This is a genomic window from Streptomyces sp. NPDC006476 (genome assembly GCF_040612015.1).
In the GTDB taxonomy this organism is placed as follows: domain Bacteria; phylum Actinomycetota; class Actinomycetes; order Streptomycetales; family Streptomycetaceae; genus Streptomyces; species Streptomyces griseorubiginosus_B.
On sequence record NZ_JBEXPK010000046.1, the window covers coordinates 1 to 14,638 of the forward strand.

At 72.6% G+C, this 14,638-nt stretch carries 16 protein-coding genes and 1 pseudogene; 3 read left to right on the plus strand and 14 right to left on the minus strand.

The annotated features are described in order from the left end of the window. The 3 genes from ABZZ74_RS36920 to asnB form a co-directional block, all read left to right on the plus strand. A partial coding sequence (locus tag ABZZ74_RS36920) for an adenosylhomocysteinase (protein ID WP_356772673.1) occupies positions 1 to 82 on the plus strand: 82 nt, incomplete at its 5' end. 89 nt (positions 83 to 171) lie between these two features. Beyond that, a complete protein-coding gene (locus ABZZ74_RS36925) occupies positions 172 to 1,791 on the plus strand; it encodes an FAD-dependent monooxygenase (protein WP_356772579.1) in 1,620 nt (539 codons plus the stop codon). Between the two features lie 40 nt (positions 1,792 to 1,831). Beyond that, positions 1,832 to 3,688: an asparagine synthase (glutamine-hydrolyzing) gene (gene asnB, locus ABZZ74_RS36930; protein ID WP_356772581.1), complete on the plus strand. Its 1,857-nt coding sequence runs from the start codon at positions 1,832 to 1,834 to the stop codon at positions 3,686 to 3,688. 106 nt (positions 3,689 to 3,794) lie between these two features. Here the strand turns inward: asnB and ABZZ74_RS36935 are convergent, their stop codons facing one another. The 14 genes and pseudogenes from ABZZ74_RS36935 to ABZZ74_RS37000 form a co-directional block, all read right to left on the minus strand. Then, positions 3,795 to 5,369 (minus strand): multicopper oxidase domain-containing protein, encoded by a 1,575-nt coding sequence (locus ABZZ74_RS36935; protein WP_356772583.1) that lies wholly within the window; start codon positions 5,367 to 5,369, stop codon positions 3,795 to 3,797. Between the two features lie 41 nt (positions 5,370 to 5,410). Continuing rightward, positions 5,411 to 5,749: an antibiotic biosynthesis monooxygenase family protein gene (locus ABZZ74_RS36940; RefSeq protein WP_356772585.1), complete on the minus strand. Its 339-nt coding sequence runs from the start codon at positions 5,747 to 5,749 to the stop codon at positions 5,411 to 5,413. Continuing rightward, entirely contained in the window at positions 5,746 to 7,416 is a 1,671-nt protein-coding gene (locus ABZZ74_RS36945; protein ID WP_356772587.1) for an FAD-dependent monooxygenase, read from the minus strand. Before ABZZ74_RS36945 ends, ABZZ74_RS36940 begins: the two co-directional genes overlap by 4 nt. 24 nt (positions 7,417 to 7,440) lie before the next feature. Next, on the minus strand, positions 7,441 to 7,869 hold the full coding sequence (locus ABZZ74_RS36950) for an NAD-binding protein (protein WP_356772675.1): 429 nt from the start codon (positions 7,867 to 7,869) through the stop codon (positions 7,441 to 7,443). After that, positions 7,843 to 8,334: pseudogene (locus tag ABZZ74_RS36955) on the minus strand (NAD(P)-binding domain-containing protein); the annotation flags it as partial. The gene ABZZ74_RS36950 and the pseudogene ABZZ74_RS36955, both read right to left, overlap by 27 nt. A gap of 54 nt (positions 8,335 to 8,388) precedes the next feature. Continuing rightward, positions 8,389 to 8,700, minus strand: coding sequence for an antibiotic biosynthesis monooxygenase family protein (locus tag ABZZ74_RS36960; protein ID WP_356772589.1), 312 nt, complete (start codon positions 8,698 to 8,700; stop codon positions 8,389 to 8,391). Continuing rightward, positions 8,690 to 9,004: an antibiotic biosynthesis monooxygenase family protein gene (locus ABZZ74_RS36965; RefSeq protein WP_133048846.1), complete on the minus strand. Its 315-nt coding sequence runs from the start codon at positions 9,002 to 9,004 to the stop codon at positions 8,690 to 8,692. The genes ABZZ74_RS36960 and ABZZ74_RS36965 overlap by 11 nt, the downstream gene beginning before the upstream one ends. Continuing rightward, complete coding sequence (locus tag ABZZ74_RS36970; RefSeq protein WP_133048847.1) at positions 9,004 to 9,759, minus strand: SDR family NAD(P)-dependent oxidoreductase; 756 nt, start codon at positions 9,757 to 9,759, stop codon at positions 9,004 to 9,006. Before ABZZ74_RS36970 ends, ABZZ74_RS36965 begins: the two co-directional genes overlap by 1 nt. 25 nt (positions 9,760 to 9,784) lie before the next feature. Beyond that, the gene (locus ABZZ74_RS36975) at positions 9,785 to 10,240 is read right to left on the minus strand and encodes an anthrone oxygenase family protein (RefSeq protein ID WP_356772592.1); all 456 of its coding nucleotides are present in this window, start codon (positions 10,238 to 10,240) and stop codon (positions 9,785 to 9,787) included. 14 nt (positions 10,241 to 10,254) lie between these two features. Further along, the gene (locus tag ABZZ74_RS36980; RefSeq protein ID WP_208781012.1) at positions 10,255 to 10,719 is read right to left on the minus strand and encodes an SRPBCC family protein; all 465 of its coding nucleotides are present in this window, start codon (positions 10,717 to 10,719) and stop codon (positions 10,255 to 10,257) included. 73 nt (positions 10,720 to 10,792) lie between these two features. Continuing rightward, a complete protein-coding gene (locus ABZZ74_RS36985) occupies positions 10,793 to 12,046 on the minus strand; it encodes a ketosynthase chain-length factor (protein WP_356772594.1) in 1,254 nt (417 codons plus the stop codon). A 3-nt stretch (positions 12,047 to 12,049) separates the two neighbouring features. Then, complete coding sequence (locus ABZZ74_RS36990; protein WP_133048850.1) at positions 12,050 to 13,336, minus strand: beta-ketoacyl-[acyl-carrier-protein] synthase family protein; 1,287 nt, start codon at positions 13,334 to 13,336, stop codon at positions 12,050 to 12,052. Continuing rightward, on the minus strand, positions 13,333 to 13,767 hold the full coding sequence (locus ABZZ74_RS36995; protein WP_133048851.1) for a cupin domain-containing protein: 435 nt from the start codon (positions 13,765 to 13,767) through the stop codon (positions 13,333 to 13,335). The genes ABZZ74_RS36990 and ABZZ74_RS36995 overlap by 4 nt, the downstream gene beginning before the upstream one ends. Then, positions 13,764 to 14,099 (minus strand): TcmI family type II polyketide cyclase, encoded by a 336-nt coding sequence (locus ABZZ74_RS37000; protein ID WP_133048852.1) that lies wholly within the window; start codon positions 14,097 to 14,099, stop codon positions 13,764 to 13,766. Before ABZZ74_RS37000 ends, ABZZ74_RS36995 begins: the two co-directional genes overlap by 4 nt. Positions 14,100 to 14,638 lie beyond the last annotated feature (539 nt).

Consider the following 14,638-nt stretch of genomic DNA (forward strand, 5'->3'; position numbering starts at 1 on the left):
GACCCAGCTGCGCCCGGAGCAGGCCGCCTACATCGGCGTCGACGTCGACGGCCCCTACAAGCCCGACCACTACCGCTACTGACCGGCCCGTACCGGGTCCAGCCTTCCTCCATCGTGCCCCGACCCGAGGCGCCCACCCTGAGCCGCAGGTCCGTTCGGAGGAGGAAGCACGTGTCCGACAAGCAGCAGCACGTTCCGGTGCTGGTGGCTGGCGCGGGACTGGCCGGCCTGTGCACCGCCCTGTTCCTGTCCTGGCACGAGGTGCCCTGTCTGGTGGTGGAGCGTCACCGGGGCATCTCGCCGCACCCACGTGCGCGGGGCATCAACCCGCGGGCGATGGAGCTGATGCGCTCGGTCGGGCTGGAGGAAGAGGTGCGGGCCACCGAGTCGGCCCGTGCCCTCGCCCGCAACACCGGGGTGCTCGCGGCCCAGTCGCTGGCCGGGCACCAGCTGGGCGCTCTGCACGAGCAGTACTTCATGGACGTACGCACCGATCTCAGCGCCCTGTCGCCGAGCGGCTGGTGCCTGTGCCACCAGGACGAGTTCGAACCGGTGGTCCGGCGGCGCGCGGAGGAACTCGGCGCCCGGTTCTCGTACTTCACCGAGCTGAAGTCCTTCGAGCAGGGCACGGACGGAGTCACGGCCCGGCTGCGGGACCGGGAGAGCGGTGAGGTGCGGACCGTGACCGCCGACTATCTGGTCGGCGCGGACGGGCCGGCGAGTCCGGTACGGGAGGCGCTCTGTATCGGGGTGGAGGGGCCGGGCACCACAGGGCACTTCCTCAACATCCACTTCGAGGCGGACCTCGCCGAGGAGCTGGGCGAGCGCCGGTTCATCATGTGCTACACGTTCAACGACGTGGTGCGCGGTGCGCTGATGCCGCTGGACAACGCGCGGCGCTGGCTGCTGCACGTGGTGTTCGACCCGGCCACCGAGGACGTCGCCTCCTTCACCGACGAGCGGTGCCGGGAGCTGGTGCGGGCCGCGGCCGGAGTGCCGGAGCTGGAGGTGAAGGTCCTCGGCGCGATCCCCTGGGAGGCCGCCGGGCGGACCGCGACCGCCTTCGGTGCGGGCCGGGTGTTCCTGGTGGGCGACGCCGCCCATGTGATGCCGCCCAGTGGGGCGTTCGGCTCCAACACCGGTGTGCAGGACGCGCACAACCTGGCGTGGAAACTGGCGGCGGTGCTGCGCGGCGAGGCCGGCGCCGGGCTGCTCGACAGCTACGACGCCGAGCGTCGGCCGGTGTGCGCGGCCACCGTCGAGCAGGCGGTGCTGCGGTCCCAGGACCGTCCGCGGCTCGCGGCGAAGGAGCCCGCGCCCGCGAACCCGGCGATCCACGCCGACACCGAGATCTGGTTCGGCTGGCAGTACCGGTCCGGCGCGGTGCTGCCGACGCCCGGTGACAGCGTGCCGGACGGTGTGTGGAACGGCGCCCCGCGGGGGCTGCCCGGCACGCGCGCCCCGCACGTCGTGCTGCTCCAGGACGGTCGGGAAGTCTCCACGCTGGACCTGTTCACCCGGGCGCCGGTGCTGCTCGCCGGGCCGGAGGCCGGGTCCTGGGCGGACGCCGCCCGGGCCGCGGCGGACCGCGCGGGCGTCACGCTCGACGTGCTGCGGATCGGTGACGGACTGCGCGACCCGTCGGGCGGCTGGGCCGAGGCGTACGGCGCGGGCGCGGACGGCGCGGTGCTGGTGCGCCCCGACGGGGTGGTGGCCTGGCGCTCCCCCGCTGCGCGGGACGAGCCCGGGGCCGTACTCGACGACGTACTCAAGGCGCTGCTGGCGCGGTGACCGGCCCCGCCGCACTCCGCGACACGACGAGGGAGAGAGCATGTCTGGAATCACCGGCTGGGTGGACTGGTCCCGGGATCTGACCCGGGAACGCGGCACCGTCCTGGCCATGGCGGCGACGATGGCCCTGCGCGGCCCCGACGGCGAGGGCGTGTGGACCAGTCCGCGCGCCGCCCTGGGCCACCGGCATCTCGCGGTGTTCGACCTGGCGGGCGGCGGGCGGCAGCCGGTCGCCCTGGAGCACGACGGACGGGTCGTGGCGGTGGCCGCGCACAGCGGCTCGATCCTCAACCACGCGGAGCTGCGCGGCACGTTGTCCCGGCGCGGCCACCGCTTCCGGTACGGCGGCGACACCGAGACGCTGCTGCACGCCTATCTGGAGTGGGGGGCCGGGGCCGCGCAGCGGCTGGAGGGCACCTTCGCCGGTGTGGTGTGGGACGCGCGCCGCGAGGAGCTGTTCCTGGTGCGCGACCGGCTCGGTGTGGAACCACTGCTGTACTACCCGACCGCGACCGGGCTGGTGTTCGGCTCGGAGGCGAAGGCGATCCTGGCGCATCCGCAGGTGCAGCCGGAGGTGGACGCGGAGGGGCTGCAGGAGATCTTCACCTACTCCGGTACGCCGCACGTGGCGCCGTTCCGCGGGATGCACCGGCTGCGCGCCGGGCACCACCTGGTGGTGAGCGCGGGCGGCCCGCGGCGCACGCGGTACTGGGGGGTGGACGCGGCCGAGCACACCGACGACCTCGACACCACCGTGGACACCATCCGCGGGCTGCTGGAGGAGAGCATCGAGCGCAACCTGCGCACCGAGGCGCCGGTGGGTTCGCTGCTGTCGGGCGGTCTGGACTCCAGTGGCGTGGTGGGGCTCGCCGGCCAGGAGCTGGCGCGGACCGGGCGGCGGATCCGGACGTTCACCGTGGACTTCGCCCGGCACTCGGAGAACTTCAGGGCCACCGACACCCGGCAGTCCCCGGACGCCCCGTACGCGGCCGACGTGGTGCGGCACCTGGACACCGACCACACCGGGGTGGTCCTGGACCCGGCGGAGCTCAGCGACGAGGTGGCGCGCTGGCAGGTGCTGCGCGCCAAGGACTACCCGACGCCGCTGGGCGACATGAACACCTCGCTGTATCTGCTGGCCCGCGCGGTGGGCGAGCACGACACGAAGGTGGTGCTCACCGGTGAGGCCGCCGACTCGCTCTTCCACGGGGTGGCCTGGAACCGGGACCCGGTGGAGTCGCGGATGGACACCTTCCCGTGGGTGGCGCGCGGGGTGGTGCGCGACGACGCCAAGGGCCTGGGCTGTGGTCTGTTCGACGAGTCGCTGCTGAAGGACCTGGCCCCGCTGGACTACGCGGCCCAGCGCTACCGCGAGTCGGTCGGCGAGGCCCCGCATCTGCCGGGCATGTCGGAGCAGGAGCGGCACATGCGGGAGCTGTGCTGGGTGCATCTGACCAACTTCATGGAGAACCAGAACGGGCACACCGAGCGGCTGTTCAAGGCGGTGGGCCTGGAGGTGCGGATGCCGTACTGCGACCACCGGCTGGTGCAGTACGCCTACAACCTGCCCTGGGAGCTGCAGAACTTCGACGGCCGGGAGAAGAGCCTGCTGCGGGCCGCCGTACGGCATGTGCTGCCGCAGAGTGTGATCGAGCGGCGCAAGACGCCGTACCCGGTCACCCTCGACCCGGGCTACGAGCAGGCGCTGCGTGCGGAGATGCACGCCCTGCTGGACGATCCGCAGGCTCCGGTGCTGCCGTTGCTGGACGTGGCCGCGGTGCGGGCGACGCTGAAGGACCCGGAGGGGCTGAACCGCTGGGCCCGGCGCGCCAACGTGGAGCTGCCGCTGCAGCTGAACACGTGGCTGCGCCGGTACGGGATCCGGCTGGTGCTGTGAGCGGCGGGTGACGGACGAGGGCTCCGGGACGGTGTCGTCCCGGAGCCCTCGTCTTTCCGCACCCCGCTCCCTCCGGGTCCCTCAACCCGACGGGGCTCAGCGGTGGTCAGTGGTGGTGCATGGCGTCCCCGTGCCCGTTGCCGTACAGGGTGCGCGGCGCGCTCGCCTCGGTGCCGGGCCGTACGACGGTGAACTGGCCCATCATTCCCTGGTCCTCGTGGCGCAGGACGTGGCAGTGGTACATGTACGGCGTCATCGGGTCGGTGAGGGTGTCGAACCGTACGGCGAGCCGGTGGGTGCCGAACTCGTGCAGGTAGACGGTGTCCTTGGGGCCGCGGGTGTAGGCCGGCGGCTGTTTGCCGTTGATGTCGAGGAGGTGGAAGACGGCGCCGTGGACGTGGAAGACGTGCACCCACTCGTCGCCGCGTTCGATCTCCCAGATCTCGGTGGCGCCGGCCGGCACGACCTCGTCGACGCGGGTCATCTCCATCGTCCTGTGGTTGATCTGCAGGCCGGTGAACTCGAAGTGCCTGCGCCGGGCGCCGGCCGGTGCCTCGACGGGGGCCGCCGCGCCGTCGAGGCGGGTGGGCAGCGGGGGTGAGGGGCGCAGCCGGCGGGCGGCGCGCAGGGCGATGATGTCGAAGGTGTCGTCGCCGCCCATGAAGCGTTCGGTGGGGAAGCCGAGGTCGAGCGCGGGCTCGAAGCTGCGCAGCACGGTCTCCTCGCCGGGCTTGAACTCCAGGACGATCTCGGCGCGTTCGCCGGGGGCGAGCAGCAGCCGGTCCAGGGCGCGGGGCCGGGCGAGGAGTCCGGCGTCGGTGGCGACCTGGTGAAAGGTGCGTCCGTCGGTGAGGCCGAGCCAGTACACGCGGGCGTTGGAGCCGTTGAGCAGCCGCAGCCGCACCCGGCGGGTGGTGATGGTGAAGTACGGGTCGTAGGTGCCGTTGACGAGGATGGTGTCGCCGAGGACGCCCAGGTTGTCGACACCGGCGACGGACTCGGCGAGTTTGGTCTCGGTGAGGTCGAGGGTGCCGTCGGCGTGGAAGTTCTTGTCCTGGATGACCAGGGGGACGTCGTCCACGCCGTATTCGGCGGGGAGTTGGGCGCGCCGGGAGTGCTCGTCGTCGAGGATGATCAGGCCGGCGACGCCGCGGTAGACGTGGGTGCCGGTCGAGCCGTGCGGGTGCGGGTGGTACCAGAGGGTGGCGGCGGGCTGGTGGACCGTCCAGGAGGGGTGCCAGTCGGCGCCGGGGTCGATCATCTGGTGCGGGCCGCCGTCCATCGCGGCGGGCAGCAGCACGCCGTGCCAGTGCAGGGTGGTGGCCTCGGGGAGGCGGTTGCGCACGGTGACGGCGACGCGGTCGCCGCGCCGGGCCCGCACCGTGGGCGCGAGGTAGGGGCCGTTGGCGCCCCAGGTGGGGGTGCGCTTCCCGGGCAGGAGGTGGCTGGTGCCGGCGGCGAGGGTGAGCTCGTAGTGCCGGCTGCCGTCGGCGGACGGCCTCGGGTCGAGGAGGCCGGGGACGCGGAGGCGGTTGCGGAAGGACAGCTGTCCCACGTTGCTGCGTTTGCGGCTCTGGTACGCGGTCAGGAACGTGGCGCCCCAGCCGGCGCCCGCGGCCACGGCGACGCCTCCCGCGCCGAGGACGAACCGTCGGCGCGGGAGGCGGAGTGCTGGCGTCATGGAGAGGTCCTCGGGTCGGGTCTCGGTGACCCCACCCTCGGTCAGACCGGCTGAGCGCTGCTCGACGCCGGCTCGAGCCGGTGCACGACCTCGGTGACGGCCATGTCGCCGCTGCGCCGGTAGGGCTTGAGCCGCTGCCGGTGCAGGGTGTGGCGGTGGCTGACCTCGAAGGCGCGGAAGGCGGGCTCGTCGGCCCAGTCGGTGATGACGTAGTACACCGCCTCCTCCTCGGTGGACCTGACGAGGGTCTGGCCGCGGTTGGCGGGTTCCTGGGCGATGCTCCGCCCGATGGACAGCCAGGTCCGTTCGAAGTCGGCGGTCATCTCGGGGTGGACCTCCATGCGGAGGATCACCCGCAGCGGCTCGGGGGTGTCGGTCACCGGGTCTCCTTCTCGGCGGGCGGCCCGTCCAGCCGGAGCAGCCGCTTGGTCATGGCGCGCAGCACGGTGCGGGTGAAGATCGGCGCCTCGGTGCAGCGCCAGGCGACCACTCCGTCGGGCCGGACCAGGACGGCGCCCTGCGCGGTGACGCCGTACAGCTCGGGCCAGCGGTCGTCGAGGTCCTCCAGGTCGGTGCCGACGCCGTAGACCTGGACGGGGGTGCCCAGTTCGGCCGATACCGAGCGGGCGGCCTCCTTCCAGGGGCGGTTGTCGGGGCCGGTGAGCAGCACCATCGAGCGGCCGAACAGGTCGTGCACGGAGATCTCGGACCCGCCGTGGCGCAGCCGCAGATGCGGGGCGCGGCTGCCGGGCCGGCCGTCGTTCTCGGCGGCCCAGGGCCCGTAGCCGGGCAGGATGCCCTCGTCCCAGGGCATCACCGCCATCGAGCGGTAGCGGGCGGCGAGCCACACCAGCGGGTCCTGGACCAGCTCGGGGTCGGCCGGGTCGGGGTAGGCGGCCAGCAGCCGGGCGCGGTCCTCGGCCCGCAGCACCGCCTGTTCGACGGTGGCCGCGCACACCGGGCGCCGCTCCTCGTCGTAGGAGTCGAGGAGGTCGGGGTGGGCCCAGCCGTCCAGTACGGCGACGAGCTTCCAGGCGAGGTTGTGGGCGTCGATGATGCCGGTGCCGGCGTCGAAGCCGCCGCTGGGCGGCATCACATGGGCCGCGTCCCCGACGAGGAACACCTGGCCCTCGCGGAACCGGTCGGCGACCCTCGCCTCCCCGGTCCAGGTGCTGACGCTCTCGATGCGCGGTTCGAGGTCCGCCAGGCCGGTGGCCGCCCGCACCAGGTCGGCGCAGCGCTCCTCGGTGAACCGGGCGGCGGGCTCCTGCTCCGGGTCGTGGCGCAGGTGCAGCAGCCAGTCGGCGCGGTTGTCCAGCGGCATCAACGAGCCGCGTACGTCGGGGTTGTCGACATGGGCCATGATGAACCGGCGGCCCCGCAGCTCGCCGGTGAGGTCGGCGGTGAAGCGGACGGTGACGAAGTGGCCGAGGGTGCGGCCGTCGAAGCCGATGTCCAGCTGCTCGCGCACGGTGCCGCCGGTGCCGCCCGCGTCGACCAGACAGCAGGCCCTGATCCGGTGTTCGTCACCGGTGTCCCGGTCGCGGACCACCGCCGAGATCCCGTCGTCGCCCCAGCCGTCCCGTTCGAAGGAGACCAGTTCGGCGTCGGGCCGCATCCGTACGCCCAGGCGTTCGGCCCGCTCCCGCAGGGCCTGTTCGAGCTCGCCCTCCTCGCACAGGCACCAGCTGGTGGGCGACAGGCTGCCCAGGTCGGTGTTGACGTCGACGACGTACTTGGCGTCCAGGGCGCCCAGTTCGTGTCCGGCCAGCGACTCCACGGCGATGATGCCGGAGTTGTCCTTCAGGGCCCGCGCCGACGGCAGGTCCCGTACCTCCCGCTCCACCCCGAGGGAGCGCAGCAGTTCCATGGCCCGGGGGTGGACGCCGAGGATGCGCGGCGGCCGGAGCCGCTCCCGCCGGCCGCCCAGCAGGTAGCAGTCCACTCCTTGTCGGGCGAGGAACAGAGCCGTCGCCAGCCCGGCCGGCCCGGAGCCGGCCACCAGGACATCCGTGTTCCGGAGCGCGCTCCGGCCTGTACCGCTCACTGCGTCACATCCCTTCGACTGCTGCTACGGCTGCTGCTGCGGCCTGTGCTCCACGAGCACGGAGGCGTCCTTGTCGCCGTCGCCCGCCGCCACCACCGCGGCGAACCGCTCGCGCACCTCGGCAAGGACCGGCATCGCGGTGCCGTGCTGGGCGGCGGCCTCCAGGGCGAGCCGGATGTCCTTCTCCATCAACTGGGAGCGGAAGAAGGCGGGTTCGTAGGCCTGCTTGAGCATCAGATCAGCGCGAAACCGCATCACCATCGAGCTGAACCCGCTCGCCGAGACCACGCTGATCAGCTGTTCGCGGTCCAGGCCGGCGGCGGTGCCGTAGGCCACGGCCTCGGAGAGGGAGGCGACCTGGGCGCCGAGCAGCAGGTTGAGGATGAGTTTCAGGCTGGCGGCGGTGCCGGGCGCGCCGACATGCACGACCTCGCTGCCGATGGCCTCCAGCACGGGCCGGGCCTGGTACAGGTCGGCCGGGTCCCCGGCGACGTACACGCGCAGTTCGCCCTTGCGGGCCTGCAGCGGGTTGCCGACGACGCAGGCCTCCACGCGGCGCAGGCCGGCCGCGGCGAGCCGGTCGGCGGCCTGCCGGGCGTAGCCGGGCGAGACGGTGGAGGTGTCGACGACGACGGCGCCGGGCCTGAGGACCGGCACGACCCGGCCGAACAGGACCTCCTCGACGGCCTTCTCGTCGCTGAGGCTGAGCAGGACCACGTCGTGTCCGGCCGCCGCGCGCTCGGGGGCGTCGGCGAGCCTGGCGCCGGCCTCGACGAGCGGGGCGGCCTTGCTCGCGGTCCGGTTGTAGACGGTGAGCGCGTGCCCGGTGTCCAGCAGCCGCCGGGCCATGCCCCCGCCCATGTTGCCCAGGCCGATGAAGGCCAGCTGGGGTTTGGTGGTCATGGTGGGTTCTCTTCTCTTCTCGGTGTGGTGCGCGGTGCGGTGCCGTGCGTGCCGTGCGCGGGCGGGCGCTCAGTAGGCGGCGTCGACCTCGTAGACGGCGAACGGGGCGGCGGTGCGGGTGTCGCGGTAGGGCCGCAGCGGTGCGGTGTCCTCGCGGTGCTCGGCGCCCGCCTCCCAGGCGCGGAAGGCGTCCAGCGACTCCCAGCGGCTCATCACGGCCAGCGCGGTGGGGTCCAGCGGGCTGCGCAGCAGTTCGTTGCCGAGCATCCCGGGCACCTTCGAAAGCCGCCTGCTCACCTGGTGGTAGGCGGTGCGGACCGCGTCCAGCTGGTCGGCGTCGACGGCCGCCTGGTACACCAGCACCCGCACCTCACCGGGCATCGGCGGCCGCCCTGCCCCGGATGGCGTGCTGGACCTCCATGACGTGGAAGGAGCCGCCCTTGCGGAACGGGTGCAGGGTGGCGCGGTGTTCGAGGTGGCCGGGGCTGTCCTCGAACTCGCGGAAGCGCGGCTCGTCGACCCAGTCGCTGATGATGACGTACGTGCCGTCCGGCTCGCGGGCCAGCGACTGGCCGAGGTTGGCGGGGTGGCCGGTGACCGCGTCGGTGCCGGCCAGCCACGCCTGCTCGAACTCCGCGTCCTTGCCGGGCTCGATCTCCAGGCGCAGCATCACTCGGAAGGCCATCAGGAGATCCCCCCGTCGACGCCGATGGTGTTGCCGGTGACGTACCGGGACAGGTCGCTGGCCAGCCACAGGACGGCGCCGGCCACCTCGTCGGGCTTGCCGAGCCGGCCGAGGGCGGTCTTGGCGCCGTACCGCTCGGTCATCAGGTTCTTCTGGTCCTGGGGCATGGCGTGGAAGTTCTCGGTCTCGATGACGCCGAGGGCGACGACGTTGAAGCGGATGCCCTTGCCGCCGAACTCCTTGGCCAGCGAGCGGTTCAGACCGACGAGGGCGGCCTTGGTCGCGGTGTAGTGCGAGCGCAGCGGTATGCCGGCGTCGACGGCGCGGGAGCCGATGGAGATCACCGAGGAGCCCTCGCCGAGCAGCGGCAGCGCGTACTGGATGACCAGGTGGGCGCCGGTGAGGTTGGTGGCGATGATCCGCTGCCACTCCTCCAGGGACAGGTCGGCGTACGGGATGTGGCTGATGGCGCCCGCGTTGTTGACGAGCAGGTCGAGGCGGTCACCGTGCAGTTCGCGGACCCGGGTGAGCAGGCCGGCGATCTCCTCCGGCCGCGAGAGGTCGGCGCGCAGCACATGGTGGTTGCCGCCGGTCTCCTTCAGCTCCTCCTCCAGGCTGCTGACGAACTCGCTGGGGTGCTGGTAGCAGGTGATGACGTCGACGCCGGCCCGGGCGAGGGCCAGCACGACGCCCCGGCCGACACCGCGGGTGCCGCCGGTGACCAGGGCCTTCTTGCCTCGCAGTTCGAGGTCCATGGGGTGTTCCCTTTCACATGGAGAGTCAGAGCAGAAAGCCGAGCGCCGTGCAGTTGACGGCGAGGGCGGCGATGGTGATCCAGCTGCGCCGGCTGTTCCAGGCGCCCCACTCGGGGCGCGGGTCCTGGAAGTCGGCGGGCAGGTTGTCCGGGTCGAGCGTGCGCATCCAGCGGTTGACCGGCGCGTTCTTGACGATCGCGATGACCGGGGTGGTCGCTGTGAGCAGCGCGGCCACGGCGAACAGCGCCTGCGCGGCAGGGTCGGGCGCGCCCGCGGCGAGGACCACGTCCAGGACGACCGTGCCGAGCAGGCAGATGGGCATGGTGGGGTCGTAGCGCTGTCCGAGGAAGGCGTGGGCGTACACGTAGCGGTCGACCGGCAGCGAGGCCATGTAGGGGAAGCCGCCGAGCTGGGTGCCGAGCATCACTCCGGCCGCGAGGCCGTTGAGCAGCAGGAGCAGCGGGGCGAGGACGGTGAGCACGAGAGGCCGCTCCCTCACCGGGCCACGGCGTGCGCCGCGGCTTCGACCTTCTGCTTGATGAGGTCCATCTGCACCAGGGTGTTGCGGTTGAGATGGGCGGTCATCTGCTCGTCGTCCACCGGCGCGGCGGGCTTCATGTGGAAGTCCTGCACCCAGCGCATCCGCACCCCGCCGCCGGGCTCCTCGGTGTACTCCCAGAAGATGGTCATGAACTCGAACGGCCCGGTCTCCACGCGCTCGGCGCGCACGGTGCGGGTCTCGCGGAAGCTGGTGCGCTTCGACACCCAGCTCCAGACCTGGCCGTCCTCGTCGGGGTGCATGGTGAGGCGGAAGACGACCGTGTCGCCGTCGCGCTCCAGGATCTCGGCGGAGGCGTACTCGCTGAACAGATCCGGCCAGTTGGGCACGTCGTTGGTCATCTCCCACACCAGTTCCAGCGGTGCGTCGATGACGATGTGGTTGTCGGTGTGTCCGGCCATGATGCGTACGTTCCTTCCGTGTCGGCGGCCCAGGTCGAGGGCCGGTGTCAGCGGCCCAGGACGAGGGCCGGTGTCAGCGGCCCAGGACGAGGGCCGAGGTGAAGCCGCCGTGGCCGCGGGCCAGCACCAGCGCGTGGCGCAGCGGGAGTTCCCGCGGCCGGTCGGTGACCAGGTCGATCTCCAGGCCGGGGGCCGGTTCGCCGACGCCGGCGGTGTGCGGGACGACGCCGTGGCGCAGGCTCAGCAGGGCGGTGGCCACGTCCAGCGGGGCGCCGCCGCCGTAGAGCCGTCCCGTCAGCGTCTTGGGCGCGGTGACCGGGACCCCCCGCGGGCCGAAGACGCCGGCGATGGCCTCGGCCTCGTCGCGGTCGTCGGCGGCGAGTCCGGCGGCGTCGGCGAAGACCACGTCGATGTCGGCGGGGGCGAGGCCCGCGTCGCGCAGGGCGGCCTCGGCGGTACGGCGCAGCACGCGCGGCCGTCCCGACTCCGGCGCCGGGTCGAAGCCGGCCGCGTAGCCGAGGATCCGGCCGTAGCCGGTGCCGCGCTCGGCGGCGGCCTCGGCGCTCTCCATGACGAGGATCGCCCCGCCCTCCCCGGGCAGATACCCGGACGCCTCGGCGTCGAAGGGCAGATAGGCGCGCTCCGGGTCGGGGACCCGGGAGAGCTTGCCGGTGGTCAGCTGGGCACTGAGCCCGTAGGGGCACAGGGAGGCGTCGGTGCCGCCGGTGACGACGAGCCGGGCGCCCTTGCGGGTGAGCCGGCGCGCCTGTCCGAGGGCGTCCAGACCGCCGGCCTGCTCGCAGGCGAGCACCCCGCAGGGGCCGCGCATCTTGTGCCGGATGGAGAGCTGGCCAGTGGTGGCCGCGTAGAACCAGGCGATCGACTGGTAGGCGCCGACCCAGGTGGGGTCGTGCTGGTAGAGCGCGGTCATCTCCTTCTGCCCGAACTCCGTGCCGCCGGAGGACGAGGAGGTGACCACCGCCTTCTCGTACTCGGGGATCGCCTCGATGTCGGCGCCGGAGTCCGCGAGCGCCGCCTCCCCGGCGGCGAAGGCGAGGTGGGTCCAGTGGTCGGTCTGGGAGATCAGCCGGCTGGGCACGCCCGCCTCGGTGTCGAAACCGGGGACCTGACCGGCGTATCGCACCGGGTAGTTCGTCGGGTCGAAGCGTTCGATGCGGCCGATGCCCGACTTGCCGGCCAGCACCGAGGCCCAGTGCGCCTCGACGCCGATGCCGGTCGGCGCGACGATGCCGAGGCCGGTGATCACGGGGGACGCGGTTGAGGTGGACGCGGTGGAAGTTGTCGCGGTGGAGGTGGACGCGGTCATCGCTCAGTCACTCCTTCCGGCCGCGGCCGCCGCGGTGCCCGGACGGGCCAGCAGCATCGCGGTCTGGAAGCCGCCGAATCCGCTGCCGACGCTGAGCACGACGTCCATGGCGTGCTCGCGAGCGGTGACCGGGACGTAGTCCAGGTCGCACAGCGGGTCCTTGGTCTTGAGGTTGGCGGTCGGCGGCACCACCTGGCGGTCCAGGGCGAGCGCGCAGGCGGCGACCTCGATGGAGCCGATGGCGCCCAGCGAGTGGCCGACCATGGACTTGATGGAGCTGACCGGGATGTCGTAGGCGTGGTCGCCGAGCGACCGCTTGAACGCGGCGGTCTCGTGCCGGTCGTTCTGCTTGGTGCCCGAGCCGTGCGCGTTGACGTAGTCGACGGCGGTCGGGTCGAGCCTGGCCTGGTCGAGGGCGACGGTGATCGCCTCGGCCATCTCCCGGCCGTCCGGCTTGAGTCCGGTCATGTGGTAGGCGTTACTGCGCCCGGCGAAGCCGACGATCTCGGCGTAGATCCGAGCGCCCCGGGCGAGGGCGGCCTCGCGCTCCTCGATCACCAGCACCGCGGAGCCCTCGGCGAGCACGAAGCCGTCCCGGTCGCCGTCGAAGGGGCGTGAGGCGTGCTCCGGGTCGTCGTTGTTGGGCGTCGTCGCCTTGATGGCGTCGAAGCAGGCGGACGTGATGGGTGAGATGGGGGCGTCGGTGGCACCGGCCACGGCGATGTCGGCGGAGCCCTCCTCGATCAGCTGCACGGCGTGGCCGATGGAGTCCAGGCCCGAGGTGCAGCCGGTGGAGACCAGCGCGACCGGGCCCTCGGCGCCCACCTCCCAGGCGACCTCGGCCGCCAGGGTGGAGGGAATCATGTAGCCGTACAGGTGCGGTACGCCGTACTCGTGGTCGACGAGCCACTTGCGGCCGCTGTCGGAGAGGGTGACGTACTCCTCCTCCAGGCCCATGGTGCAGCCGACGGCGCTGCCGATGGAGACGGCGACGCGTTCGGGGGCCAGGGCGGCGAGTTCGATGCCGCTGTCGGCGACCGCCTCGCGGGCGCTGACCACGGCGAACTGCGCGGCGCGGTCCATCCGGCGGATCTGCCGGGGGGTCAGGCCGGCGGCGGCCGGGTCGAAGTCCACCTCGGCGGCGACCCGCGAACGGAAGGCACCCGCGTCGAAGAGCGAGATCAGCCGGGTGGCGGTACGGCCCTCGGACAGCGTGCGCCAGAACGCCTCCCGGCCCACGCCGCCCGGCGCGACCGCGCCGACCCCGGTGATGACGGCCCGACGGGTCACGGCGTCCCACCCACGTCCGGGTTGGACTGCTCCGGGCGCTGCGCCTGCTCGGTGTCGACGTGGCCGAGTTCGGGGCGCGGCGCGAGGGGCGACAGGTGGAAGGAACAACGGGCCGTGATGTCACCGGTGTTGACGAGACGGTGACGGACGCCGATCGGCACGAGCAGCGAGTCGCCGGCGGTGAGGCTCACCTGCTGCCCGTCCAGGCGCATCTCCAGGGTGCCGTCGATGACGTGCAGGAACTCCTCGGAGTACGGGTGGTAGTGCTCGGTGACCCAGTCACCGGGCTCGAGGGTCATGACGCCGCCGAAACCCGAGGTGCAGCCCACGGTCTTGGGGCTGAGGGTGACGCGGAGGTCGCCTCCGCGCTTGGTGTTGGCCTCGACCTCGTGCGACGACACCTTCACGGTGCGGCTGATGGCGGTGGTCACTGGATCCGTCCTCCGTCCTTGGTCCAGACGTAGAAGGGCTCGGCCATGGCGTCCTTGGGCTCCTTCCAGTCCGGGTCGTAGGGCTCCACGCACTGCGCGAGCCGGGTGTTGATGTCGTCGTAGAGCGGGTGGCTGCGGGCGCGGTAGAGGTTCGCGCTGATGTCCTCGTCGGCCTCGACCAGGTGGAAGTAGAGACCGTGGAACTTGAACAGGGTGCGGCGGCTGACACCGATCATGTGCGGGAGCTCGGTGCCGTCCGACTCGTCGAAGATCTTCGCGATGTCGTCCGTCTTGTCCGGACGGAGCTTGGCGACGATCAGGGTGCGGTGCACGGAGTACCTCCTGGTCCGGTTGCCCGATGAACACCGGCCCTCGGCGGGGCGGTCGACGGGGAACGTCCCACCGCGGACTACAGACCCACTTGAATCACCCTGCAGCGCCGGCCAGTTCGGACACGCCCCCGGCGGTCCGGCGGACGGGGACAGCAACGGGAACACGAACGGGCCGACCTGGCCGAGCACCGAAGCGCCCCCGCGGCAAAGACGTCCCGTCACACCGTGCGACGAGCGATGCGCGGGAGCGCGGACCGCGGTGCGGTGCGGGGGCGAGGCGCGGGAGCAGGGACCACCGCACGGTGCGGGGGCGAGGCGCGGGAACACGGACCACCGCACAGTGCGGGCGCCAGGCGCGGGAACACGGACCACCGCGCGGTGCGGGGGCCCGGGCAGCGTGGCATGGGCGGCGCGGACAGCCGTACGGGGCGGTGGGCGGGGCGTGTGGTCGCCGCGCCCACAGACCACCCGCACCCCGACCCCGACTCCCTGCCGCTCCCCGCGCGGGCAGGAGGGAACGTTCGGTGACCGCCCAAGCT